Annotated in this window: 23 protein-coding genes and 7 tRNA genes; 8 read left to right on the top strand and 22 right to left on the bottom strand. The window is 56.3% G+C overall.

From position 1 onward, the window contains the following. Positions 1–143: 143 nt before the first annotated feature. Positions 144–1,799 carry a 2-isopropylmalate synthase gene (gene leuA, locus ACOTXR_RS15165; RefSeq protein ID WP_050862079.1) on the top strand — a complete coding sequence of 552 codons (1,656 nt, stop codon included), beginning with the start codon at positions 144–146 and terminating at the stop codon, positions 1,797–1,799. Here the strand turns inward: leuA and ACOTXR_RS15170 are convergent. The 21 genes from ACOTXR_RS15170 to mltB all read right to left on the bottom strand — a co-directional run bounded on the left by ACOTXR_RS15170 (position 1,786) and on the right by mltB (position 16,522). After that, entirely contained in the window at positions 1,786–2,550 is a 765-nt protein-coding gene (locus ACOTXR_RS15170) for an AraC family transcriptional regulator (RefSeq protein WP_014884971.1), read from the bottom strand. The two genes, leuA and ACOTXR_RS15170, sit on opposite strands and share 14 nt — an antisense overlap. Before the next feature lie 53 nt (positions 2,551–2,603). Beyond that, complete coding sequence (gene luxS, locus ACOTXR_RS15175) at positions 2,604–3,119, bottom strand: S-ribosylhomocysteine lyase (protein WP_014884972.1); 516 nt, start codon at positions 3,117–3,119, stop codon at positions 2,604–2,606. Between the two features lie 152 nt (positions 3,120–3,271). After that, positions 3,272–4,816, bottom strand: coding sequence for a glutamate--cysteine ligase (gene gshA / locus ACOTXR_RS15180; protein WP_023331146.1), 1,545 nt, complete (start codon positions 4,814–4,816; stop codon positions 3,272–3,274). Positions 4,817–4,899: 83 nt separating this feature from the next. Next, positions 4,900–5,328 (bottom strand): YqaA family protein, encoded by a 429-nt coding sequence (locus ACOTXR_RS15185; RefSeq protein WP_014884974.1) that lies wholly within the window; start codon positions 5,326–5,328, stop codon positions 4,900–4,902. Beyond that, positions 5,325–5,891 carry a fructose-1-phosphate/6-phosphogluconate phosphatase gene (yqaB, locus tag ACOTXR_RS15190; protein ID WP_014884975.1) on the bottom strand — a complete coding sequence of 189 codons (567 nt, stop codon included), beginning with the start codon at positions 5,889–5,891 and terminating at the stop codon, positions 5,325–5,327. Before yqaB ends, ACOTXR_RS15185 begins: the two co-directional genes overlap by 4 nt. A 117-nt stretch (positions 5,892–6,008) precedes the next feature. After that, positions 6,009–6,085: transfer RNA gene (locus ACOTXR_RS15195), tRNA-Arg, on the bottom strand. Positions 6,086–6,246: 161 nt separating this feature from the next. After that, positions 6,247–6,323: transfer RNA gene (locus tag ACOTXR_RS15200), tRNA-Arg, on the bottom strand. A 29-nt stretch (positions 6,324–6,352) separates the two neighbouring features. Next, positions 6,353–6,429: transfer RNA gene (locus tag ACOTXR_RS15205), tRNA-Arg, on the bottom strand. A gap of 29 nt (positions 6,430–6,458) precedes the next feature. Continuing rightward, positions 6,459–6,535, bottom strand: a tRNA-Arg gene (locus ACOTXR_RS15210). Between the two features lie 29 nt (positions 6,536–6,564). Then, positions 6,565–6,641, bottom strand: a tRNA-Arg gene (locus ACOTXR_RS15215). 64 nt (positions 6,642–6,705) lie between these two features. Continuing rightward, positions 6,706–6,782 (bottom strand) — tRNA-Arg (locus ACOTXR_RS15220). 4 nt (positions 6,783–6,786) lie between these two features. Further along, positions 6,787–6,879, bottom strand: a tRNA-Ser gene (locus ACOTXR_RS15225). Positions 6,880–7,221: 342 nt separating this feature from the next. Then, on the bottom strand, positions 7,222–7,407 hold the full coding sequence (gene csrA, locus ACOTXR_RS15230; RefSeq protein ID WP_128350746.1) for a carbon storage regulator CsrA: 186 nt from the start codon (positions 7,405–7,407) through the stop codon (positions 7,222–7,224). A gap of 241 nt (positions 7,408–7,648) precedes the next feature. Next, complete coding sequence (alaS, locus tag ACOTXR_RS15235; protein ID WP_023331147.1) at positions 7,649–10,276, bottom strand: alanine--tRNA ligase; 2,628 nt, start codon at positions 10,274–10,276, stop codon at positions 7,649–7,651. 131 nt (positions 10,277–10,407) lie between these two features. Next, positions 10,408–10,908 (bottom strand): recombination regulator RecX, encoded by a 501-nt coding sequence (gene recX / locus ACOTXR_RS15240; protein WP_058690633.1) that lies wholly within the window; start codon positions 10,906–10,908, stop codon positions 10,408–10,410. 68 nt (positions 10,909–10,976) lie between these two features. After that, positions 10,977–12,035 (bottom strand): recombinase RecA, encoded by a 1,059-nt coding sequence (gene recA, locus ACOTXR_RS15245; RefSeq protein ID WP_014884978.1) that lies wholly within the window; start codon positions 12,033–12,035, stop codon positions 10,977–10,979. 89 nt (positions 12,036–12,124) lie between these two features. Continuing rightward, positions 12,125–12,622, bottom strand: a complete 498-nt coding sequence (gene pncC, locus ACOTXR_RS15250) for a nicotinamide-nucleotide amidase (protein ID WP_023331148.1) — start codon at positions 12,620–12,622, stop codon at positions 12,125–12,127. A 130-nt stretch (positions 12,623–12,752) separates the two neighbouring features. Then, positions 12,753–13,631 (bottom strand): metal ABC transporter substrate-binding protein, encoded by an 879-nt coding sequence (locus ACOTXR_RS15255; protein ID WP_032629455.1) that lies wholly within the window; start codon positions 13,629–13,631, stop codon positions 12,753–12,755. A gap of 14 nt (positions 13,632–13,645) precedes the next feature. Then, positions 13,646–14,506 carry a metal ABC transporter permease gene (locus tag ACOTXR_RS15260; protein WP_014884981.1) on the bottom strand — a complete coding sequence of 287 codons (861 nt, stop codon included), beginning with the start codon at positions 14,504–14,506 and terminating at the stop codon, positions 13,646–13,648. Further along, positions 14,503–15,156: a metal ABC transporter ATP-binding protein gene (locus ACOTXR_RS15265; RefSeq protein WP_023331152.1), complete on the bottom strand. Its 654-nt coding sequence runs from the start codon at positions 15,154–15,156 to the stop codon at positions 14,503–14,505. Before ACOTXR_RS15265 ends, ACOTXR_RS15260 begins: the two co-directional genes overlap by 4 nt. Positions 15,157–15,421: 265 nt before the next feature. After that, entirely contained in the window at positions 15,422–16,522 is a 1,101-nt protein-coding gene (mltB, locus tag ACOTXR_RS15270; protein WP_023331153.1) for a lytic murein transglycosylase B, read from the bottom strand. A 251-nt stretch (positions 16,523–16,773) separates the two neighbouring features. On the opposite strand from mltB, the gene srlA reads away from it, so the two are divergent. The 7 genes from srlA to gutQ all read left to right on the top strand — a co-directional run bounded on the left by srlA (position 16,774) and on the right by gutQ (position 21,723). Further along, positions 16,774–17,337, top strand: coding sequence for a PTS glucitol/sorbitol transporter subunit IIC (srlA, locus tag ACOTXR_RS15275; protein ID WP_023331154.1), 564 nt, complete (start codon positions 16,774–16,776; stop codon positions 17,335–17,337). Further along, complete coding sequence (gene srlE, locus ACOTXR_RS15280; protein WP_032635718.1) at positions 17,334–18,293, top strand: PTS glucitol/sorbitol transporter subunit IIB; 960 nt, start codon at positions 17,334–17,336, stop codon at positions 18,291–18,293. Before srlA ends, srlE begins: the two co-directional genes overlap by 4 nt. 12 nt (positions 18,294–18,305) lie before the next feature. Continuing rightward, positions 18,306–18,668: a PTS glucitol/sorbitol transporter subunit IIA gene (gene srlB, locus ACOTXR_RS15285; RefSeq protein WP_014884987.1), complete on the top strand. Its 363-nt coding sequence runs from the start codon at positions 18,306–18,308 to the stop codon at positions 18,666–18,668. Positions 18,669–18,682: 14 nt separating this feature from the next. Further along, positions 18,683–19,462 (top strand): sorbitol-6-phosphate dehydrogenase, encoded by a 780-nt coding sequence (gene srlD / locus ACOTXR_RS15290; protein WP_023294411.1) that lies wholly within the window; start codon positions 18,683–18,685, stop codon positions 19,460–19,462. A 106-nt stretch (positions 19,463–19,568) separates the two neighbouring features. Further along, positions 19,569–19,928, top strand: coding sequence for a transcriptional regulator GutM (gene gutM, locus ACOTXR_RS15295; RefSeq protein ID WP_014884989.1), 360 nt, complete (start codon positions 19,569–19,571; stop codon positions 19,926–19,928). Between the two features lie 63 nt (positions 19,929–19,991). Next, entirely contained in the window at positions 19,992–20,765 is a 774-nt protein-coding gene (gene srlR, locus ACOTXR_RS15300) for a glucitol operon DNA-binding transcriptional repressor SrlR (protein ID WP_014884990.1), read from the top strand. Further along, the gene (gene gutQ / locus ACOTXR_RS15305; protein WP_014884991.1) at positions 20,758–21,723 is read left to right on the top strand and encodes an arabinose-5-phosphate isomerase GutQ; all 966 of its coding nucleotides are present in this window, start codon (positions 20,758–20,760) and stop codon (positions 21,721–21,723) included. The genes srlR and gutQ overlap by 8 nt, the downstream gene beginning before the upstream one ends. On the opposite strand, the gene norR is transcribed toward gutQ, so the two are convergent. Further along, positions 21,720–23,234, bottom strand: a complete 1,515-nt coding sequence (norR, locus tag ACOTXR_RS15310; protein WP_023338744.1) for a nitric oxide reductase transcriptional regulator NorR — start codon at positions 23,232–23,234, stop codon at positions 21,720–21,722. The two genes, gutQ and norR, sit on opposite strands and share 4 nt — an antisense overlap. Between the last annotated feature and the right edge of the window lie 147 nt (positions 23,235–23,381).

Here is a 23,381-nt window from a genome sequence, read left to right on the forward strand (position 1 = left end):
GCGGCTACGCCTTACCCGGCCTACGATAACCGGGCCGCCATCCGTAGGCCCGGTTGTCCAAAACGCGATAGCAATTGTCATTTCCGATAAAGCAGCGCGCCTGAAATCTCGTCACGATAGTGAAAAGACAACAGGAGCGCACCATGCTGAACACACCCGCAGACAAATACACGCCTTACCCTACTCTCTCTCTGCCCGATCGCCGCTGGCCGGAGCAGCGCATCACCCGCGCGCCGCGCTGGCTCTCAACCGACTTACGCGACGGCAACCAGGCGCTGGCCGAGCCGATGGACAGCGCCCGCAAACTCCAGTTTTGGGGACTTCTGCTGAGCTGCGGCTTTAAGGAGATTGAGGTCGCCTTTCCTTCCGCCTCACAGACGGACTTCAACTTTGTTCGCCAGCTGATTGAAGAGAACCGCATCCCGGATGACGTCACCATTCAGGTGCTCACGCAGGCGCGGGAAGATCTGATCGTCCGCACCTTTGAGTCCCTGCGCGGCGCAAAGCAGGCCACGGTACATCTTTATAACGCCACCGCCCCGCTGTTCCGTCGTCTGGTGTTTGGCATGGAGAAGGCGCAAATCGTCGAGCTGGCTACGCGCTCCACCCGCCTTATTCGTCAGCTGTGTGAAGAGAACCCGGATACCCACTGGCAGTATGAATATTCACCGGAAACCTTCTGTTTTACCGAGCCGGAGTTTGCGCTGGAAATTTGTGAGGCCGTGGCAGAGATCTGGCAGCCGTGCGATGCGCGTCCGATGATCATCAACTTACCGGCCACCGTTGAAGTCAGTACGCCAAACGTCTATGCCGATCAGATTGAATATTTCTGCCGTCACTTCAGCCGCCGCGCCGACGTCTGCATCAGCGTGCATCCGCATAACGACCGCGGCACCGGCGTCGCCAGCGCGGAGCTGGCCGTCATGGCCGGGGCTGACCGCGTCGAGGGCTGTCTGTTTGGTAACGGCGAGCGGACGGGCAACGTCTGCCTGGTGACGCTGGCGATGAACCTCTACAGCCAGGGCGTTAGCCCCGACCTGGACTTTAGCGATATGAACCGGGTGGTGGAAGTGGTGGAAACCTGCAACCAGCTGCCGGTACACCCGCGCCATCCGTGGGCAGGACGGCTGGCCTATACCGCCTTCTCCGGTTCGCACCAGGACGCGATCAAAAAAGGCTTTGATGCCCGCAAGCCTGGCGAGCGCTGGGAGATGCCCTACCTGCCTGTTGACCCTCAGGATATCGGCTGCACCTATGAAGCGGTGATCCGCGTGAACAGCCAGTCAGGGAAAAGCGGTAGCGCGTGGCTTATCGAGCAAAATCATGGGCTGAAACTGCCCCGCGCCCTGCAGCAGGATTTCAGCCAGCACGTGCAGCAGGAAACCGACCGCCACGGAAAAGAGATGACGCAAAATGCACTGTGGCAGCTGTTCCGCACCCGCTACGGTCTGGTGGAAACACCGCAGTTTGCGCTGCAATCGTACCGCAGCGACAGTCAGCAGGATGGCCAGTTGCGTTTAACGGCAAGCGTCACAACGCAGGGGGGGACGCGTCAGCTTGAGGGACACGGGAATGGCTTGCTGTCCGCTGCCGCTCATGGCCTGAGCCGCTGGATCAACGCGCCGTTTGTAATTAAGGATTATCACGAACACACGCTGGGTGAACGCAGCGACAGCCGCTCGGTGGCATACATTCGCTGTCTGTTCCAGGACGGTACCAGCCGCTGGGGCGTAGGCATTGATAGCGACGTTGCACGCGCATCGCTTCAGGCGCTCTTTAATGCGGTCAGTCGTTCTTAAAATAATCGCTGGGTGAGATACCCATCACCCGGCGGAACATGGCCGTAAAGGCGCTGTGGCTGCCGTAACCCAGATCCAGCGCCACACCTAATACCGGCTGGCCCTGCGCCAGCCGCACTAAGGCTTCCAGCAGCCGCGCCCTTCTCACCCACTCGCTGTAGCGTAATCCCGTCTGCTGCTGAAAATGACGGTTCAGCGTGCGCTCGCTCATGCCAAGCGCGCTCGCGCTCTGTTGACTGTTCCAGCTCTCTCCTGGCGACTGACGGATCTGTCGGCACAGCTGGCGTAACGGTTCACTTTCCGGCTCCGGCAGATGAAACGGCAGCACCGGCATGATGCGAAGCTCATCCAGAATGAGTTCATACACGCGCTCGTCACGGCTTCCCGGTGAGTACGATTCAGGCAGTGAGAGGGCGGAGAGGATCAGCTCGCGCAACAGGGGCGAGATCTGCACGATCTGGCACGTGGCCGGGAGATCGGCTCGCGCCAGTGGATCAATAAACAGCGTCCGCGCCGCTACGCTACCGGTGATGCGCAGGGCGTGTTGTGTCCCCGCAGGAAGCCAGACGCCGCGTCCGGGGGGTACCACCCAACAGCCAGATGCCGTTTCGACCCGCACGACGCCCGTCAGGCTGTGCAGCAGCTGCGCGCAATCGTGCTGGTGCCATGGCTCACTGTCGCCATGAACGTAATCATGGGCAAACGGAACAAGGGGACGATGGGTAAAGGAGAACGTTGAGGTTGTGGTCATGGGCTAAACAACCCTCACCCTACCCTCTCCCGGAGGGAGAGGGAAAAGGTGCACTAGATGTGCAGTTCCTGCAGTTTTTCTTTCGGCAGGGCCAGCTCTTCGTTGCTGTTCACGCGAACATCACGCTCGATGATGTGACGAGCGATGTCCTGCGCTTCTTCCAGAGAGTGCATCTGGTAAGTCCCGCACTGGTAAACGTTCAGCTCTGGGATCTGGTTCTGCTCTTTCACCTTCAGCACGTCTTCCATGGCTGCTTTCCACGCGTCTGCAACGCGTTTCTCTTCCGGCTGACCGATCAGGCTCATGTAGAAACCGGTACGGCAGCCCATCGGAGAGATATCGATAATCTCAACGCCGTTACCGTTCAGGTGGTCGCGCATAAATCCGGCGAACAGGTGCTCCAGCGTGTGAATGCCTTTCTCTGGCATCACTTCTTTGTTCGGCACGCAGAAGCGCAGATCGAAGACGGTGATTGTGTCGCCGTGCGGGGTGTGCATGGTCTTTGCCACGCGGACTGCAGGTGCTTCCATACGGGTATGGTCGACAGTAAAGCTATCTAATAACGGCATACGTCACCTCCGATAGTGATTTTTTTTAAAATAAACTGAACTCTTCTACACAATGCGCGTCTGAGTATATGAAAGACGCGCATTTGTTATCATCATCCCTGAATTCAGAGATGTATATTTTGGCCACAGCGATGTGGCCTTTTTCTTTTGGTTCAAGCCTGTTTCGCCAGAAACGCTTCAAACGACTCCGTATCCGCCGCTTCAACTTCTTTCTGACGCACCACGGACGCATCGCGTTCTGCTTCAAAATCCGCTTCGCGCAGGATCTGTAATGGCTCCTGCATCAGCATCTCACGGTACTCCGCGGAGAGTGCACGCCCGGTACCACCAATGCCCTGATCAATCATAGAACGCAGAATGCGTGCTGAGAATGTCAGTTCCGGGTTATCGAAGCACTCTACCAACTGGTCGCAGATCTGTTGGTAGGCGTCGCCGCCGTCAATGCTGTCCAGAGTCCGGGCAACACGCTTCAGGTCACGGAACAGATCTTTACCCACTTTGGTCAGCGGGAACTGTGCCGTTTCGCAGCCAATACCCAGCGTCAGACCCGGCTTACGCCCTTCCAGAATCACGCGATTCCAGTTTGTACGGGTGCAAAGCAGTTCGTCTGCACTCATTTCCGGCGCATCCGCCAGCGCACACCAGACCATAAACAGATCCAGGAAGCGAACCTGCTGCTCATCAACGCCAATCGGTGAGAACGGGTTGATATCCAGCGAACGTACTTCAATGTATTCAATGCCGCCGCGCTGTAGCGCATCCGACGGGGTTTCACCGCTGCGCGTCACGCGCTTAGGACGAATCGGCGCATACAGTTCGTTTTCAATCTGCAACACGTTGCTGTTGATTTGCAGGCGTTTGCCGTCTTTTTCGAGGCCGATTTTCGCGTACTCTTCCGACGGGGTTTTGATCGCCCGCTTCAATCCTGCCACATATTCGTGCAATTCGTTAAACGTAATACCGAGATTGCTTTGCGATTTATTGGTATAGCCCAGATCGCTCATGCGAAGAGACGTCGCGTACGGGAGATAGTACATGCCGCACTCAGTCTTTTCGAACGGCAGCGTGGTGGGTTTCCCCTGCAGGAACGAAGAGCAAATGGCAGGTGACGCGCCAAAGAGATACGGGATCACCCAGCCGAAACGGTAATAGTTGCGGATCAGACGGAAATACCCGGCTGAGATCGCTTCTTTGTCCGTTTCTCCCCCTTTCGCCTGCCAGAACGCCATCGGCAGCGAGAAATTGTAGTGCACGCCAGAGATGGTCTGCATCAATGCGCCGTAGCGATTTTTCAGACCTTCACGATAGAGCGTTTTCAGCCGACCGATATTTGACGTGCCGTACTGCGCCAGCTCAATCTCCTGGCCCTGTTCGATATAGCACGGCATGCTGAGCGGCCACATACGCTCGTCACCAAGATTGCGCGCCGTATAGCGATGAATATCGCGCAAGATTGTCAGCATGTGATCAATATCGCCGTCCACCGGCGTGATGAACTCCAGCAGCGCTTCAGCGAAATCGGTTGTGATCCATTTATGTGTCAGCGCCGAGCCTAACGCCTTCGGGTGACCCGTCGTCGCTAAGCTACCGTCCGCGTTAACGCGCAGCGTTTCACGCTCAAGACCACGCTGAATACCCTTCAGAGCCTGAGGGTGGTTTTCCAGCCAGGCCAGCGCCTGAGATACGTCCGGGATCAAATTGACCTCCCGCCTGTCAAAGTAATGTTACTCAGCATAATTGTAATGGTTGACGATTGAAGGTCGCGTATTCATTCCACCAATTAGTGCCACCACGTCATACCCTGTAGTGTTGCCCACGCCACGAGAACATAGCGCAACGCCTTGCCAAGGCATAAAAAAAAGAGCACCGGTCCCCAGGAGATGCGCATCCATCCCGCCAGCAGACACAGTAAATCGCCTATTACAGGCATCCAGCTTAATAACAGCGTGGCAGCGCCATAGCGTTTTAGCCAGCCAACTGCCTTTTCCTGCCAGCGCGACGTTTTGCGCAGCGGAAAGAAACGCCCAAGAATAACGTTAGTCAGCCCTCCAAGGCTATTACCCATTGTTGCTATTAATACAAGTAGCCAGGGCTGACTGACGCCGGACAACAACATCGCCACCAGCACCACTTCCGAATTTCCCGGTAACAGCGTGGCGCTTAAAAAACTGCTGGCGAATAATGAGGCAAGTGACAATGCGTCACTCACAGTAAGCGCACATCCACCGCATCCATTCCGGCATCACGTGCGGCCTGGATACCAAAATCGGCATCCTCAAACACGACGCATTTTGCCGCCGGTACGCCCATTAATTCTGCGCAGAGCAGGAAGGTGTCCGGTGCTGGCTTGTGACGCTTAACATGATCGGCAGCGACGACAGCTGAAAAATAGTGGCGCAGGCCAAGATGGTTGAGCAAGGCTTCTGCAATCGCGCTCTCGCTGCCCGTGCCGACAGACATAGGGCGACGTCCGTGCCACGCTTTAACCACGTCGATAAGGGGTAAAGGTTGTACGGTGTCTAACAGTATGGCTTTAACCGCATCGGTTTTTTCGCGCGCAAGCAGGTAGGGGTCGAGATCGGCCTGATTCAGTTCAATCACGGCCTGCGCAATACGCCAGGTTGGGGATCCGTTGAGGGCTATCATCGCCTGCAGGTCGAAACGCATACCGTAGCGGCCCAGGACCTCGGTCCAGGCTTGACGATGCGTGGGTTCGGTATCCAGCAGGGTGCCATCCATATCGAAGATCAAACCGTCATACTGTGCGTACATCGTGCTCTCGCTAAACGATTAACAAAGCATTACTTTATCGTAAATGGTGGTTTTTGTCGCTGATTGCGAGTGTCATTGCTGAGGGAACGTCGAAGGAATAAACAAAGAAGGAGAAGATGGTGCATCCGGGAGGATTCGAACCTCCGACCGCTCGGTTCGTAGCCGAGTACTCTATCCAGCTGAGCTACGGATGCATCAGGGAAATGCTTTTAGAAACAGTAAATGGTGCATCCGGGAGGATTACTCGGCTGCGCCTCGCCCTTCGGGCCGTTGCTGAAGCAACGTTATCCTCCCTGGTGCTCGCGATTCATTCGCAGAACTTGAAACAACAGTATGGCTGTTATCTCGGAGAATATGGTGCATCCGGGAGGATTCGAACCTCCGACCGCTCGGTTCGTAGCCGAGTACTCTATCCAGCTGAGCTACGGATGCATCAGGGAACTGCTTTCAGAAATAGTAAATGGTGCATCCGGGAGGATTCGAACCTCCGACCGCTCGGTTCGTAGCCGAGTACTCTATCCAGCTGAGCTACGGATGCATCAGGGAACTGCTTTCAGAAATAGTAAATGGTGCATCCGGGAGGATTCGAACCTCCGACCGCTCGGTTCGTAGCCGAGTACTCTATCCAGCTGAGCTACGGATGCATCAGGGAACTGCTTTCAGAAATAGTAAATGGTGCATCCGGGAGGATTCGAACCTCCGACCGCTCGGTTCGTAGCCGAGTACTCTATCCAGCTGAGCTACGGATGCATCGGGATTTACTACTGTACTGCTCGATATTCATATCACTTCGAAAGCAATATGAAGTAATAGATGGTGCATCCGGGAGGATTCGAACCTCCGACCGCTCGGTTCGTAGCCGAGTACTCTATCCAGCTGAGCTACGGATGCAAAATGGCGGTGAGGCGGGGATTCGAACCCCGGATGCAGCTTTTGACCGCATACTCCCTTAGCAGGGGAGCGCCTTCAGCCTCTCGGCCACCTCACCACACAACGCCTCTTTCGAGTGCTTCGAGTAACTCGTTAAGAGCTTCTCGTCGCTGCGTGGCGCATATATTACTTTCTGGGACTTATAAGTCAAACAATTTTCCAAAAGCTTTTATCGTTTGCACAAATCACACGCAATTCGCATGTAAAACCCGCAAAGAGGGTGTTTTATAAGCGGATTTTGCATCGAACTTCTCAAAAAACGTTTGTAGAAAGGCTGGTGTTGGGGCGCGTTAAGAATAGTAGAGTGGTTAAAAAGAGAGCGGTTGAAATGAAACGGTAACGTTGAGCAGGAAAAATGACAGGAGGGTTGCGTCTCGCCCGACAGCGAGACGCGACAATATCAGTAACTGGACTGCTGGGATTTTTCAGCCTGGATACGCTGGTAGATCTCTTCACGGTGGACAGATACTTCTTTAGGAGCGTTAACAGCAATACGTACCTGGTTACCCTTTACCCCTAAAACTGTCACGGTGACCTCATCCCCAATCATGAGGGTCTCACCAACTCGACGAGTCAGAATCAGCATTCTTTGCTCCTTGAAAGATTAAAAGAGTCGGGTCTCTTGTATCCCGGCATTATCCATCATATAACGCCAAAAAGTAAGCGATGACAAACACGTAAAGTGTAAGCAGTCACGGCATCACATTCTGTTAAACGTAAGTTTAGCCGATATACACAAACTCAACCTGACTTTATCGTTATCGATAGCACAGTGAACAAGACGCCATAACGTTGCCGCTATGGCGTCTGATTGTGCTTTGTAGTTATTACAGTTTCGCGCTCACCCAGCTTTCTACGCTGGCCAAAGCTTGCGGAAGTGCCGCCGCATCCGTACCACCGGCTTGCGCCATGTCCGGACGACCGCCTCCCTTGCCACCCACCTGCTGGGCGACCATACCAATCAGTTCCCCTGCTTTTACGCGGTCGGTCACATCCTTAGAGACGCCCGCAATCAGAGAAACCTTACCTTCTGCCACTGTCGCCAGCACGATAACGGTAGAACCAAGCTGGTTCTTGAGATCGTCGACCATAGTACGCAGCATCTTAGGCTCAACGCCCGCCAGATCGCTGACCAGCAGTTTGACGCCCTTAATGTCTACCGCTTTGCTGGAGAGGTTTGCACTCTCCTGCGCCGCAGCCTGTTCTTTCAGCTGCTGGAGCTCTTTTTCCAGCTGACGGGTTCGCTCCAGCGCAACACGCACTTTCTCGCCCAGATTCTGGCTATCGCCTTTCAGCAGCTGCGCGATGTCGTGCAACTGATCGCTCTGCGCATGCAGGCTGGCAATTGCGCCTTCACCGGTTACCGCTTCAATACGACGCACGCCAGCCGCCGTACCCGACTCGGAAACGATGCGGAACAGGCCGATGTCACCGGTGCGCGATGCGTGAGTACCACCGCACAGTTCGGTCGAGAAGTCGCCCATGCTCAGTACGCGAACACGTTCGTCATATTTCTCACCAAACAGCGCCATCGCACCTTTTTTCTTCGCGTCCTCGAGGTCCATGATATGGGTCTCGATCGGCAGGTTACGACGGATCTGAGCGTTCACCAGATCCTCCACCGCACGGATTTCCGACGGTTTCATCGCTTCAAAGTGCGAGAAGTCGAAACGCAGCACTTTGTCATTAACCAGAGAACCTTTCTGTGCAACATGGGTGCCCAGCACGTCGCGCAGGGCAGCGTGCATCAGGTGGGTTGCAGAGTGGTTCAGACGAATACGCGCACGGCGTGCTTCATCAACATTCGCCTGCACGCCCTCGCCCACTTTCAGCGAACCGGAAACCAGTTTGCCCTGGTGACCAATCGCCTGACCGAATTTCTGGGTGTCGCTTACGCTGAAGCTGAAACCATTGCCTTTCAGTTCGCCCTTATCGCCAACCTGGCCGCCGGACTCAGCGTAGAACGGCGTTTTGTCCAGAATGACAACCGCATCCTGACCTGCACTGATGCTGTCTACGGCTTTACCGTCAACAAACAGGGCGGTCACTTTACCGGTCAGTTCCAGTGCGTCGTAGCCTTTGAATTCAGACGCGCTATCAACGCGGATCATCGCGTTGTAGTCTGCGCCGAAACCGCTGGATTCACGCGCACGACGACGCTGTTCTTCCATCGCGGCTTCGAAGCCCGCTTCGTCAACTTTGATGTTACGCTCACGGCAAACGTCCGCCGTCAGGTCAACCGGGAAGCCGTAGGTGTCGTACAGGCGGAAAGCGGTTTCGCCATCCAGCGTGTCGCCCTTCAGTTTTGCCAGTTCTTCATCCAGCAGCGCCAGACCGCGCTCCAGCGTACGGGCAAACTGCTCTTCTTCGGTTTTCAGAACCTGCTCGACCTGCGCCTGCTGGCGTTTCAGCTCGTCACCGGCTGCACCCATCACGCCAATCAGTGGCCCAACGAGTTTGTAGAAGAAGGTGTCCTTCGCGCCCAGCATGTTGCCATGACGGATCGCACGACGAATGATACGACGAAGCACGTAGCCACGATTTTCATTCGACGGGATTACGCCGTCGGCAATCAGGAACGCACAGGAACGAATGTGGTCTGCAATCACGCGCAGCGATTTGTTGTTCAGATCGGTCGCACCGGTCACTTCCGCAACGGCTTTGATCAGGGTGCTGAACAGGTCAATTTCGTAGTTGGAGTTAACGTGTTGCAGAACGGCGGCAATACGCTCCAGGCCCATACCGGTATCAACGGACGGTTTCGGCAGCGGCTCCATGGTACCGTCTGCCTGACGGTTGAACTGCATGAAGACGATGTTCCAGATCTCAATATAGCGATCGCCGTCTTCTTCCGGGCTGCCAGGAGGTCCACCCCAGATGTGGTCGCCGTGATCGTAGAAGATCTCGGTGCACGGACCGCAAGGACCGGTATCACCCATCTGCCAGAAGTTGTCAGACGCGTATGGCGCGCCTTTGTTATCACCGATGCGAATAATGCGCTCGCGCGGGATACCGACCTCTTTTTCCCAGATTTCGTAGGCTTCGTCATCGGTTTCATAGACGGTAACCCACAGACGCTCTTTCGGCAGGTTGAACCAGTTTTCACCGGTCAGCAGTTCCCACGCATATTGAATGGCATCGTGTTTGAAATAGTCGCCGAAGCTGAAGTTACCCAGCATTTCGAAGAACGTGTGGTGACGCGCGGTGTAACCGACGTTTTCCAGGTCGTTGTGTTTACCGCCCGCACGTACGCAACGCTGTGAGGTTGTGGCGCGGGAATAATTACGCTTGTCGAGACCAAGGAACACATCCTTGAACTGGTTCATCCCGGCGTTGGTAAACAGTAAAGTCGGGTCGTTGTTCGGTACCAGGGAGCTGCTGGCAACAACCTGGTGTCCCTTACTATGGAAAAAATCGAGAAACGCCTGACGGATCTCAGCGGTGCTCTTGCTCATAATTATCCTGAAATCAAGCTAACGAAATGTCGCAGCCAGCCTGTATCGATAAACCGTTGGACAGACCAGCTACTGGAAAAAGTGGGAATAAGATAAGTTTTCTTTGGTGGGAAGTAAAATCCCGCATGCGTTCAATCCACAAAATTGCGCCAGATATCCTGAATATCTTCCATCAGAAAGCCGCGGTAGAGCAAAAAGCGCTGGATTTTGACTTTATCTGAAAAATCACGCGGCAGCGGTTCGCCGTACTTTCGAATCGCCTGCTTTTTCGCCAGTTCACACCAGTCTGTGTCGCATTCACGCATCGCTTTTTCAATCGATTCCCGGGCCACCCCTTTCTGATTCAGTTCCTGACGGATGCGTGCAGGACCGTAGCCTTTACGTCCGCGGCTGGCGAGAAAGCGGGCGGCAAAGCGTTCGTCATCGAGGTAATGATGTTCATAGCACCAGGCAACCACGCGGTCATAATCTTCGGCAGTGGCATCAATCTCTTCCGGCCCGTTTTTGCTCATGACAGGCGCTGACAGTTTTCGTCTTAGCTCCTGTTCGCTGTGGTCACGCACGGCAAGTATACGTACGGCACGGTCCAGCAAGCGCGAGTAGGCGGGTCGGCGTGTGGTCGGTTCACTCATATAAAACCTGCAGATTCAGAAATGCAAAAAGGGCCGCATCAGCAGCCCTTCATCTTTACACGAGAGACTTAAAAGTCTTCGTTGGTTTCTTCAGCATCCGCAGCATCCACCACGAAATCAGGTTTAGAGTCCTGGTTGCTCAGCAGAAGCTCACGCACCTTCTTCTCAATCTCTTTCGCCGCAGCCGGGTTCTCTTTCAGCCAGGAAATCGCATTCGCTTTACCCTGACCAATTTTGTCACCGTTATAGCTATACCAGGCGCCCGCTTTTTCAATCAGCTTCTCTTTCACGCCCAGGTCAACCAGCTCACCGAAGAAGTTAATCCCTTCGCCGTAGAGGATCTGGAATTCAGCCTGTTTGAACGGTGCGGCGATTTTGTTCTTCACAACCTTCACGCGCGTTTCGCTACCAACGACGTTTTCACCCTCTTTCACCGCGCCGATACGGCGGATATCCAGACGGACAGAGGCGTAGAATTTCAGTGCGTTACCACCGGTTGTGGTTTCCGGGTTACCGAACATCACACCAATTTTCATACGGATCTGGTTGATGAAGATCAGCAGCGTGTTGGACTGCTTCAGGTTACCTGCCAGCTTACGCATCGCCTGGCTCATCATACGTGCCGCGAGGCCCATGTGAGAGTCGCCGATTTCACCTTCGATTTCCGCTTTTGGCGTCAGTGCAGCAACGGAGTCGACCACGATAACGTCAACAGCACCAGAGCGCGCCAGCGCGTCACAAATTTCCAGCGCTTGCTCACCGGTGTCCGGCTGAGAACACAGCAGGTTGTCGATGTCCACGCCCAGTTTACGCGCATAAACAGGATCCAGCGCGTGCTCGGCATCGATAAACGCACAGGTTTTACCTTCGCGCTGTGCCGCAGCAATCACCTGCAGCGTCAGGGTGGTTTTACCGGAGGACTCTGGCCCGTAGATCTCTACGATACGGCCCATTGGCAGACCGCCCGCGCCCAGCGCGATGTCCAGAGAAAGCGAACCGGTGGAGATCGTTTCAACATCCATGGTACGGTCTTCACCCAGGCGCATGATGGAGCCTTTACCGAATTGCTTTTCGATCTGGCCCAGTGCTGCCGCCAACGCTTTCTGTTTGTTTTCGTCGATAGCCATTATTACTCCTGTCATGCCGGGAGAAGCGACTGTGCTTCACCGTGGATTTCTGTTCTGTTGGTGCAATTATACTGTATAGTCATACAGTATCAAGTGTTTTGTAGAAATTGTTGCCAGAGCGTTTTTAACGCATATTCCGTTGCCTGACGACGCACGCTTTCACGGTCGCCGCTAAAGCACTCCCGGCGAGTGATACCTTCACCTTTTGAGGTCGCAAAACCAAACCAGACGGTGCCTACAGGCTTCACGTCACTGCCGCCGTCCGGGCCCGCGATGCCGCTGATTGAAATCGCGTAATCTGCCCGCGCCTCTTTTAGCGCGCCAATGGCCATCTCGATCACCACCGGCTCGCTGACCGCGCCGTGCTGTTCCAGCGTGGATTCACGCACGCCAATCATCTGTGCTTTAGCTTCGTTACTGTAGGTCACAAAGCCGCGTTCAAACCAGGCGGAACTGCCGGCAATATCGGTAATCGCTTTCGCCACCCAGCCGCCGGTGCAGGATTCCGCGGTGGTAAGGGTCGCCCCGCGTTGCTTAAGCGCCAGTCCGACTATCTCGCTAAGCTGCATCAATTCATGGTCAGTCATTCTCGCTCCAGGCTTCAGAAAAACGTGCAGCACAAGATAGCACTTTCTCGTCAAATATGGGGATGCGCTTCGGGTTTTACGAGGGGGCTTCAGAAAAAAGCCGATGCGGGCGCACCGGCTATGGGGGAGGTTATTTCATACTGTCAGCGAGGGTGTTCACGTTGTGGCGAAATGCCTTAACGTAGGTATCAGCAACCCCACCTTTTGCCGACAGGGCTTCCGGGTAAAGTTCGCCTCCCGGCTGCGCGCCTGTCGCCGTCGCAATTTGCTTCACCAGACGCGGATCGAGCTGGTTTTCCATAAACCAGGTTTTCACGCCATCGGCTTTGATCTGATTGATAATCTCAGCGACCTGCGCTGCGCTGGCCTCGCTCTCTGAAGAGAGCCCTTGCGGTGCCATGAAGGTGACGCCATACGCGCGGCTAAAATAGCCGAATGCGTCATGGCTGGTCAGCACGTTACGTTTTTCCTGTGGGATCTGGCTAAAGCGGGTTTTGGCCCAGCCGTCCAGTTGCGTCAGTTGCGCGATATACGGCTGGCCTGAAGCCTCCAGTGCCGCTTTATCCTCTGGATCTGCTTTCACCAGCCCGTTCAGAATATTTTGTGCATACAGCGCACCGTTCGCCGCGCTATTCCAGGCATGCGGGTCGGTCACGGTCTTTCCATCTTCCTCGAGCGTGTGCGTTTTTACCCCGGTTGAGGCCACAACCAGCTGCCCTTTGAAACCGGAGGCTTTCACAAGACGGTCGAGCCACCCTTCCAGCCCCAGGCCGTTGACCACCACCACGTCAGCCTTGCTCAGCGCCGCGCTGTCTTTAGGTGACGGTTCGAAGGTATGCGGATCGCCGTCCGGCCCGACCAGCGTCGTCACGTTCACATGGTCGCCGCCCACTTCCTGCGTAATATCTCCCAGTATCGAAAAGCTGGTCACCACATTCAGCGTTTTCGCCATCACGCCGTTCGACAGCATACCCAGCGCAAGCGCCATCACTAATCCTGTATGTTTCATCGTTTCCCCTTGCCTTAAAAAAGCGCGCGCAGACTGCCAGCCAGCCTGCTTCGCGTGCCAAATAAAACAGAAATAAAGAACAACGCGCTGGCGGTCAGCACAATGGACGGTCCGGCGGGCAGACTGATTGCCCAGGACAAACTTAAGCCCAGCCACGCGCAGAAAATTCCGCTGATGCCGGCCATCAAAAGCAAACCTGGCAATGTGCGCACCCAGCAGCGTGCCGCCACCGCCGGGAGCATCATCAGCCCGACGGCCATCAGCGTGCCGAGCACCTGAAAACCGGCCACCAGGTTAAGCACCAGCAGCGCCAGAAACAGTCCGTGGAGCAGGCCGGGCAACCCGCGGGCATTGACCTGCAACCAGGCGGTATCAAAGGCTTCGGTCACCAGCCCACGATAGAAAATCGCCAGCGTTATCAGGGTGAACATGCAAACGCCCGTGACAAACAGCGCCGCATCGTTGTCCACCGCAAGAATGGAACCAAACAGCAGATGCAGCAGATCGACATTCGACCCGCGCAGCGACACCAGCGTGACGCCCAGTGCCAGTGAGCCAAGGTAAAATCCGGCAAAGCTGGCATCCTCTTTAAGCGGCGTGCGTCGGCTGACCAGGCCGGCCACCAGCGCCACGGTAATGCCGGCAATAAAACCACCGATACTCATCGCCAGCAGCGACATACCGCTGAGCAAATACCCTACGGCGACACCGGGTAAAATGGCGTGAGAAAGGGCATCACCCATCAGGCTCATCCGGCGCAGCTGGAGGAATACGCCGAGTGCGGTTGTACTGACAGAAAGGGCCAGGCAGACCACCAGCGCACGACGCATAAAGCCGTACTCAATAAACGGCTGGAAAAAGAGATGCCAAATCATGCCACCCTCACCCGCTCGGTTTTCCAGTGGGGAATGTCAGCATCCAGCATTAATGTTTGCGGGAAGTGGCGTGCCACACGCTCGCTGTCATGCAATACCGCAAGCAGAGTCTGGCCCTGCATATACATCTCCAGCATTAGATCCATCAGCACGTTGCAGGTCGCTTCGTCGACGCCGGTGAAAGGCTCATCGAGCATCACAAGCGGTGCCTGCTGCACTAAAACGCGGGCAAATAACATGCGCTGAAACTGCCCACCGGAGAGTTCATCAATGGTGGAAAGCGCCATCGACGCCAGCCCGACCCGCTCCAGCGCGCTGGCAATGCGTAACCGCGTTTCCCGACGAAACCCGGATAAGAGCGATATGCCCGGCCAGCAGCCCATACTCACCACGTCCTGAACGGTGAGCGGAAATTGCGCCTCGAGTGCGTGGCGCTGTGCCAGCCAGCCAATCACCGGGCGCTTACCCTGCCAGCGAAAGCTGCCGCCCACGGGAGGAATAAACCCGGCGAGCGTTTTCAGCAGCGTGGATTTTCCGCAGCCATTGGCGCCGACGATAGCCGTCATACTGCCGCGCTCAATCGTGCCTGAGAGGGGCCGCGTTACAGGCTGGCGGTCATAGCCCGCGACCAGTTCGTTCATCAGGATCATGGCAGCGCCACCGCCCAGCGCACGGCCAGCCCGATAAAAACAATAAGCACCAGCGCCAGTAAAAGCCGAACCGGAGCAGACAGAGAGAAAAGGGACGTTGACATCTCGACACCACGTTAAATGTTATAACATAACAATAATGAAAGGTGATTGAGATGTAAATGGCGGGTTTGAAAAGGGAGTGTGGCGAAATGTTTCTGTAAAACGACCCTCTCCCGTGGGAGAGGGTCAGGGTGAGGGCATCAGGCCTGCCCGTCAGAGCGACTTACTGACTAAACGGTGACGCCGCCGGCACGCGGGCCTGCGAGACCGCCAGCCCCAGCTGCCATACGGCCATGGCATAATGAGTGCTGTGGTTATAACGGGTGATGGTGTAGAAGTTCGGCATGCCGTACCAGTACTGATAACCGGTTCCCACGTCCAGACGCAGCAGGCTTACCTGGTCAACATTGCCCAGCGGCTGCGTTGGCGTTAAGCCTGCCGCCGTCAGCTGCGCGACGCTGTATTTGGTTTTAAAGCCGTTTTCCAGACCAAATGCCTCGCCGTTCGCCTGCACGGCTACCTGACCACCTGGCGTCCAGCCGTGCGCTTTGAAGTAGTTTGCCACGCTGCCGATGGCATCCACCGGATCCCACAGGTTGATATGACCATCGCCATTGAAGTCGACGGCATATTGTTTATAGGAGGATGGCATAAACTGGCCGTAGCCCATCGCACCGGCAAACGAACCTTTCAGATCGAGCGGGTCGTCCTGCTCGTTGCGCGCCATCAGCAGGAAGGTTTCCAGCTCGGAAGAGAAATACTCCGCGCGGCGCGGGTAGTTAAAGGAGAGCGTCGCCAGCGCATCGAGGATGCGGGTTTTGCCCATTACGCGGCCCCAGCGGGTTTCCACGCCGATAATCCCGACGATGATCTCCGGCGGCACGCCGTATACCTGCCACGCGCGATTAAGGGCATCTTCATACTGATTCCAGAACACCACGCCGTTTTGCACGTTGTCCGGGGTAATAAACTGTTTGCGATAGCGCAACCATGCGCCGTTTGGCCCGGTAGGGACCTGTGCCGTCGGTGCCTGTCTGTCCATCAGGCGCAGCACGTAGTCCAGACGCTTTGCCTGGGACAAAATTTCGTGCAGCTGCTGGCGGTCAAAGCCGTGTTTGCTCACCATTTTATCAATGAACTGCTCGGCCGCCGGGTTATTCGCGAAGTCGCCACCCATCTGCATCATATTGTGCTGCGGCTCCAGCAGGAACCCTCCGGAAGGGGCGCCAGCCGTTTGCTGAACAGCTTCGGTCTTAGGTTTGCTACTGCAGGCAGACAGCAGAATAAGCGCTGGCAACAGCGCTGCATAACGACGCTTGAACATGAGACATCCATTTAACGGGTTCGATAAGAACCCAGTATGGTAAAGCATCCGTAACACCTCAAGGAAGCGGTACGCACCTCCCCAACGCAAATCCGTGCTTTTTCCACCGGAAATCATTCATCACATCAATTAACTTTCAAAATAATCCATTTTTCTTTCATTGTGAGATCCAACTAACACTTTAAAACCTTTCAAAGTGATTATTATTAGCCCCAGTAATACAAAACAAAAAAGCCCCACAGGAGAGAAGAATGATAGAAACCATCACCCACGGCGCCGAGTGGTTCATCGGGCTGTTTCAGAAAGGCGGAGAAGTGTTCACCGGCATGGTGACCGGGATCCTGCCCCTGCTGATCAGCCTGCTGGTGATCATGAACGCGCTGATTAACTTTATCGGCCAGCATCGCATTGAACGCTTCGCTCAGCGCTGCGCCGGGAACCCGCTGTCCCGCTACCTGATTTTGCCGTTCATCGGCACCTTCGTGTTCTGCAACCCGATGACCTTAAGCCTCGGCCGCTTTATGCCAGAAAAGTACAAGCCGAGTTATTACGCCGCCGCCTCCTACAGCTGCCATTCGATGAACGGCCTGTTCCCGCACATCAACCCCGGAGAGCTGTTTGTTTACCTCGGTATCGCCAGCGGCCTTACCACCCTTGGTCTGCCGCTCGGCCCGCTGGCGGTCAGTTACCTGCTGGTTGGCCTGGTGACCAACTTCTTCCGCGGCTGGGTCACAGATCTCACCACCGCCATTTTCGAGAAAAAAATGGGTATCCAGCTTGAACAAAAAGTCCATCTTTCAGGAGCCACAGCATGAACCGGATCCGCATTGAGAAAGGCACGGGTGGCTGGGGCGGCCCGCTGGAGTTCGACGCCAACGAAGGCAAAAAGATCGTTTACATCACCGCAGGCACGCGCCCGGCGATCGTCGATAAGCTGCGTGAGCTGACCGGCTGGGAAGCCGTCGATGGCTTTAAAGAGGGTGAGCCGCCGGAAGCGGAAATCGGCGTGGCAGTGATCGACTGCGGCGGCACGCTGCGCTGCGGCATCTATCCGAAGCGGCGTATTCCGACGGTGAATATCCACTCCACCGGCAAATCCGGCCCGCTGGCACAGTACATCCTTGAAGACATCTATGTGTCAGGCGTGAAGGAGGACAACATCACTCTGGTGAATGGCAGTCCCGCGCCGCAAAAAGTGGCCCCGCGAGATTACGACACCAGCAAGAAAATCACCGAGCAGAGCGACGGCCTGCTGGCGAAGGTCGGGATGGGGATGGGCTCCGCCGTGGCGGTGCTGTTCCAGTCCGGGCGCGACACCATCGACACGGTACTGAAAACCATTCTGCCGTTTATGGCGTTCGTCTCGGCGCTGATCGGCATCATCATGGCGTCCGGCCTGGGCGACTGGATTGCCCACGGCCTCGCCCCGCTCGCCAGCCACCCGCTCGGGCTGGTGACGCTGGCCCTGATCTGCTCCTTCCCGCTGCTGTCGCCGTTCCTCGGCCCGGGCGCGGTGATCGCTCAGGTCATCGGCGTACTGATTGGCGTGCAGATTGGCCTCGGCAATATTCCGCCACACCTCGCCCTGCCCGCCCTGTTTGCCATTAACGCCCAGGCCGCGTGCGACTTCATCCCCGTCGGACTGTCACTGGCCGAAGCGCGCCAGGACACCGTGCGCGTAGGCGTGCCGTCCGTACTGGTCAGCCGCTTCCTGACGGGCGCGCCGACGGTGCTGATTGCCTGGTTTGTCTCCGGCTTTATCTATCAATAAGAGGTTCCTGCGATGACCGTGATTTATCAGACCACCATTACCCGCATCGGCCAGAGCGCAGCGGATGCGCTCAGCGACCAGATGCTGATTACTTTCCGCGAAGGTGCCCCGGCGGATATCGAAGAGTTTTGCTTTATTCACTGCCACGGCGAGCTTAACGGCGAGCTGAAAGCAGGAAGCCAGCTGGAGCTGGGCGAGACGCGCTATGCGGTAACCGCCGTCGGCGATGTCGCCGAGCAAAACCTGCGCGAACTGGGCCATATCACCCTGCGTTTTGACGGACAGCCGCAGGCGGAGTATCCCGGTACGGTTCACGTAGCGGGCCCGGTTCCGCAGGCTGTCACCCCAGGCTGCACGTTAAAATTTGTTGCGTAATTAAGGAGAAACACATGAGTCAGGTTGCCGTTGTCATTGGTGGAGGACAAACCTTAGGTGAGTTCCTTTGCCGTGGGCTTGCCGCAGAAGGCTACCGCGTGGCGGTCGTGGATATTCAGAGTGAAAAAGCCGCCCGCGTGGCGGACACCATCAACACCGAATTTGGTGAAGGGATGGCGTACGGGTTTGGTGCCGACGCCACCAGCGAGCAAAGCGTAATGGCGCTCGCCCGCGGCGTGGACGAGATTTTTGGACGTACCGACCTGCTGGTCTACAGCGCGGGAATTGCGAAAGCGGCGTTTATCAGCGATTTCGAACTGGGGGATTTTGACCGCTCGCTGCAGGTCAATCTGGTGGGTTATTTCCTCTGCGCCCGCGAGTTTTCCCGCCTGATGATCCGCGACGGTATTCAGGGGCGCATTATTCAGATCAACTCGAAATCCGGGAAAGTGGGCAGCAAGCACAACTCCGGCTACAGCGCGGCCAAGTTTGGCGGCGTGGGGCTGACGCAGTCTCTGGCGCTGGATCTGGCTGAATACGGCATTACCGTTCACTCGCTGATGCTGGGCAACCTGCTGAAATCGCCAATGTTCCAGTCCCTGCTGCCGCAGTACGCCACCAAGCTCGGCATCAAGGCTGAAGAAGTGGAGCAGTACTACATCGATAAAGTGCCGCTGAAGCGCGGGTGCGATTATCAGGACGTGCTGAACATGCTGCTGTTTTACGCCAGCCCGAAAGCGTCGTACTGCACCGGGCAGTCGATTAACGTCACCGGCGGGCAGGTGATGTTCTGATCGAGCGGTTTTGCCCGGTGGCGCTAACGCTTACCGGGCCTACAAAAACCTTCAAACCGTAGGCCGGGTAAGGCGCAACCGCCACCCGGCAATTAAAGGAGTCAATATGGTCACCGCACTCATCACCGTCGCCGCCCTCGCCTGGATCTGCCAGATGGCGTTTGGCGGCTGGCAGATCCATCAGTTCAACCGCGCGTTTGATGCCCTGTGTCAGAAAGGTCGCGTGGGCGTCGGACGTTCCGGCGGACGCTTTAAACCGCGCGTGGTGGTCGCCGTTGTGTTGGATGAACACGATCGCGTATGCGATTCCCTGATCATGCGTGGCATGACGGTGTTTGCTCGTCCGACTAAAATCCAGGCAATCAACGGCATTTCACTGCAGGAATTACGGCCTGATGTGATCTTTCCCCATGATTCAGGCTGTCAGAATGCACTATCATTAGCGCTTAATCTGAAACATGGATAATTTCGTTGTGAAAGCTATAGACTTGCGAAATTATCATTTCGCAACCTAAGGAACGAAGCGCCTATGAAACCACGTCAGCGGCAGGCGGCCATTCTCGAGTATCTGCAAAAGCAGGGGAAATGCTCGGTGGAGGATCTGGCCCACTACTTTGACACCACCGGCACGACAATACGCAAGGACCTGGTATTGCTCGAAAACTCTGGCGCCGTCATCCGAACTTACGGCGGGGTGATGCTGAATAAGGACGAAGCTGACCCGCCTATCGATCACAAAACGCTGATCAATACCCACCAGAAAGCGCTTATTGCCGAGGCTGCCGTTAAATTTATTCACGATGGTGATTCCATCATCCTCGACGCAGGCAGCACCGTCCTGCAAATGATCCCCCTGCTCAGCCGCTTTAACAACATCACGGTGATGACCAACAGCCTGCATATCGTCAACGCCCTGTCGGAATTTGACAGCGAGCAGACTATCCTGATGCCCGGCGGCACCTTTCGCAAAAAATCGGCGTCGTTTCACGGTCAGCTGGCCGAGAACGCTTTCGACCACTTCAGCTTCGATAAGCTGTTTATGGGCACCGACGGCATCGATCTGAACGCAGGCGTCACGACCTTCAATGAGGTATTCAGCGTCAGTAAAGCGATGTGCAACGCCGCACGGGAAGTGATTTTGATGGCAGACTCGTCGAAGTTTGGCCGCAAAAGTCCCAACATTGTCTGTAGCCTTGAAAGCGTTGATAAGCTGATTACCGACGCGGGGATTGATCCGGCGTTCAAAAAGGCGCTGGAAGAGAAAGGTATCGACGTGATCGTAACCGGAGAGAGAGATGAGTGATTTTCTGTTAGAAACGGGCCGCCAGACGCTGATGCTGGAGCTGCAGGAAGCCAGCCGCCTGCCAGAACGTCTGGGCGAGGATTTTGTCCGCGCCGCCAACACGATTATCCACTGCGAAGGCAAAGTGATCGTGGCGGGCATCGGTAAATCCGGCCATATCGGCAAAAAAATTGCCGCGACGCTGGCGAGCACCGGCACCCCGGCCTTCTTCGTGCATCCCGCCGAGGCGCTGCATGGCGATCTGGGGATGATTGAAAGCCGCGATGTGATGCTGTTTATCTCCTACTCCGGTTCGGCCAAAGAGCTGGATCTTATTATTCCGCGCCTGCAGGAGAAATCGGTCGCTCTGCTGGCGATGACCGGCAAATCCCGCTCGCCGCTGGCGCTGGCCGCTAAAGCGACGCTGGATATTTCCGTTGAGCGTGAAGCCTGCCCGATGCACCTTGCCCCGACCTCCAGCACCGTCAACACCCTCATGATGGGTGACGCGCTGGCGATGGCGGTGATGCAGGCGCGCGGATTTAACGAAGAAGATTTTGCCCGTTCGCATCCGGCGGGCGCGCTCGGCGCGCGGCTGCTCAATAAGGTTCATCATCTGATGCGCACTGACGATGCCATTCCCCAGGTCAAGCTCGATACCAGCGTGATGGACGCGATGCTGGAACTGAGCCGCACCGGGCTGGGGCTGGTCGCGGTGTGTGACGACAACGGTAGCGTCCAGGGCGTATTCACTGACGGCGACCTGCGGCGCTGGCTGGTGGGGGGTGGCAAACTGGAAACGAAAGTGTCTGACGCGATGACCAAAGGCGGGCTGACGCTGAATGCCGACAGCCGCGCCATTGAGGCCAAAGAGGTGCTGATGAAGCGCAAAATCACCGCCGCACCGGTGGTGGATGACGCCGGCAAGCTCTGCGGTGCCATCAACCTGCAGGATTTCTACCAGGCGGGGATTATTTAACCCTTCAGCCCAAGACGCTTCGCCAGCCGGTGCAGGTTGGCGACGTCCATCTCCAGCGCCCGCGCGCACGCCGCCCAGCTGCGGTTGTTCTGCTCCAGCGCGCGGGTAATCATCTGACGCTGGAACGCTTGCGTCGCCTCGCGCAGGTTTTCATTTGCATTCTCCGGCACACGCTGAGCCACCGCCTGCACGGCGTCATCGTGCAACGCAAAATGACGCGCGTGGATCACAACCTCATCACCCGCACGCGTCGCACGCGCCAGCACCACCGCACGGTGAATCGCATGCTCGAGCTCCCGCACGTTGCCCGGCCAGCCGTAGCTCAACAGATGCGCCCTTGCCCCCGGGCTGAGTACCACGCGGGAAAGCCCCATTCTGAGACGGCATTGCTCGCAGAAATAGCCCGCCAGCAGAACCACATCTTCTCCGCGCTCGCGCAGCGGCGGCACGGTAAGCGGGAACACGCTCAGACGGTGGAAAAGATCCGCGCGGAAATGCCCGGCCAGCACCGCTTCTCGCAGGTCGCGGTTGGTCGCCGCCAGCACGCGCACGTCCACCCGTAAGCTGCGGTCATCCCCCACGCGCTGGATGTCACCGTACTGCAATACGCGCAGCAGTTTGGCCTGGAGCGAAAGCGAAAGCTCTCCAATCTCATCGAGAAACAGCGTCCCGTTATCGGCCATCTCAAACTTACCGCTGCGGTTACTGATGGCCCCGGTAAATGCCCCTTTGACGTGACCAAACAGCTCGCTTTCCGCCACGCTCTCCGGCAATGCGGCACAGTTAAGGTATACGAGCGGGTTGGCCGCGCGTGGTGAGGCTTCATGAATTGACTTCGCCACCAGCTCTTTACCGGTGCCGGTTTCACCGAAGATCAGCACGTTCAGGTCGGACGCGGCGACAATCTCAATCTCTTTTTTAAGCTGCGCTATGCCCGGCGACAGGCCGATCATCTCCGTGTGCGCCACCGGCTCAAACGCCGACGGGCTGCCGGGAAGAATATTCTGGCTTTCCAGCTGTTCTATCAGCAACGCGTTATTGAGCGCCCCGGAGGCCAGCGCGGCAATCAGCCTTAACTCTTCATCACTGAAGGTGTCGAACTGGTCCGGCGACATACCGTCGAGGGTTAATGCGCCAATCAGGTGTTGTCCGGCAAACAGCGGCAGACCGATACAGGCGTGCACCTTCAGGCTCTCCTGCCCCGGGATCAGACCGTCGTAGGGATCCGGCAAGTCGCTGTCCGCCGGGAAACGTACCACGTCACCCGCACGGGCAATGGTTTCCAGCCGCGGATGCCCTTCAAGAGTAAACCGCCGCCCGAGAACATCTTTCGCGAGCCCGTCGATAGCCAGCGGAATAAATTGTCTCCCCTCGTAGCGCAACAGCGCCGAGGCATCGCACGCCAGCACGTGACGCAGCGTGGAGATAAGCCGCTGAAAACGGTCCTGATGACCGATACCGGTTTGCAGTTCAATGGCGATCTTCGCCAGCACATCTACGGAAAAACTCATGGCTGCCTCGCTGTCATTTTGACAATAAATAGTGTCATATTGACCGTCATCAGGATAGTCATAATGACTACTCATCACGAGGTATATAAATAATAATCCATTAAAATCAATAAAATAAAAGTTGGCACGCAATGTGATATAGGCAAA

Origin of the sequence: Enterobacter cloacae complex sp. IR53030 (assembly GCF_049238365.1) — a bacterium.
GTDB classification, from domain to species: Bacteria; Pseudomonadota; Gammaproteobacteria; order Enterobacterales; family Enterobacteriaceae; genus Enterobacter; species Enterobacter kobei.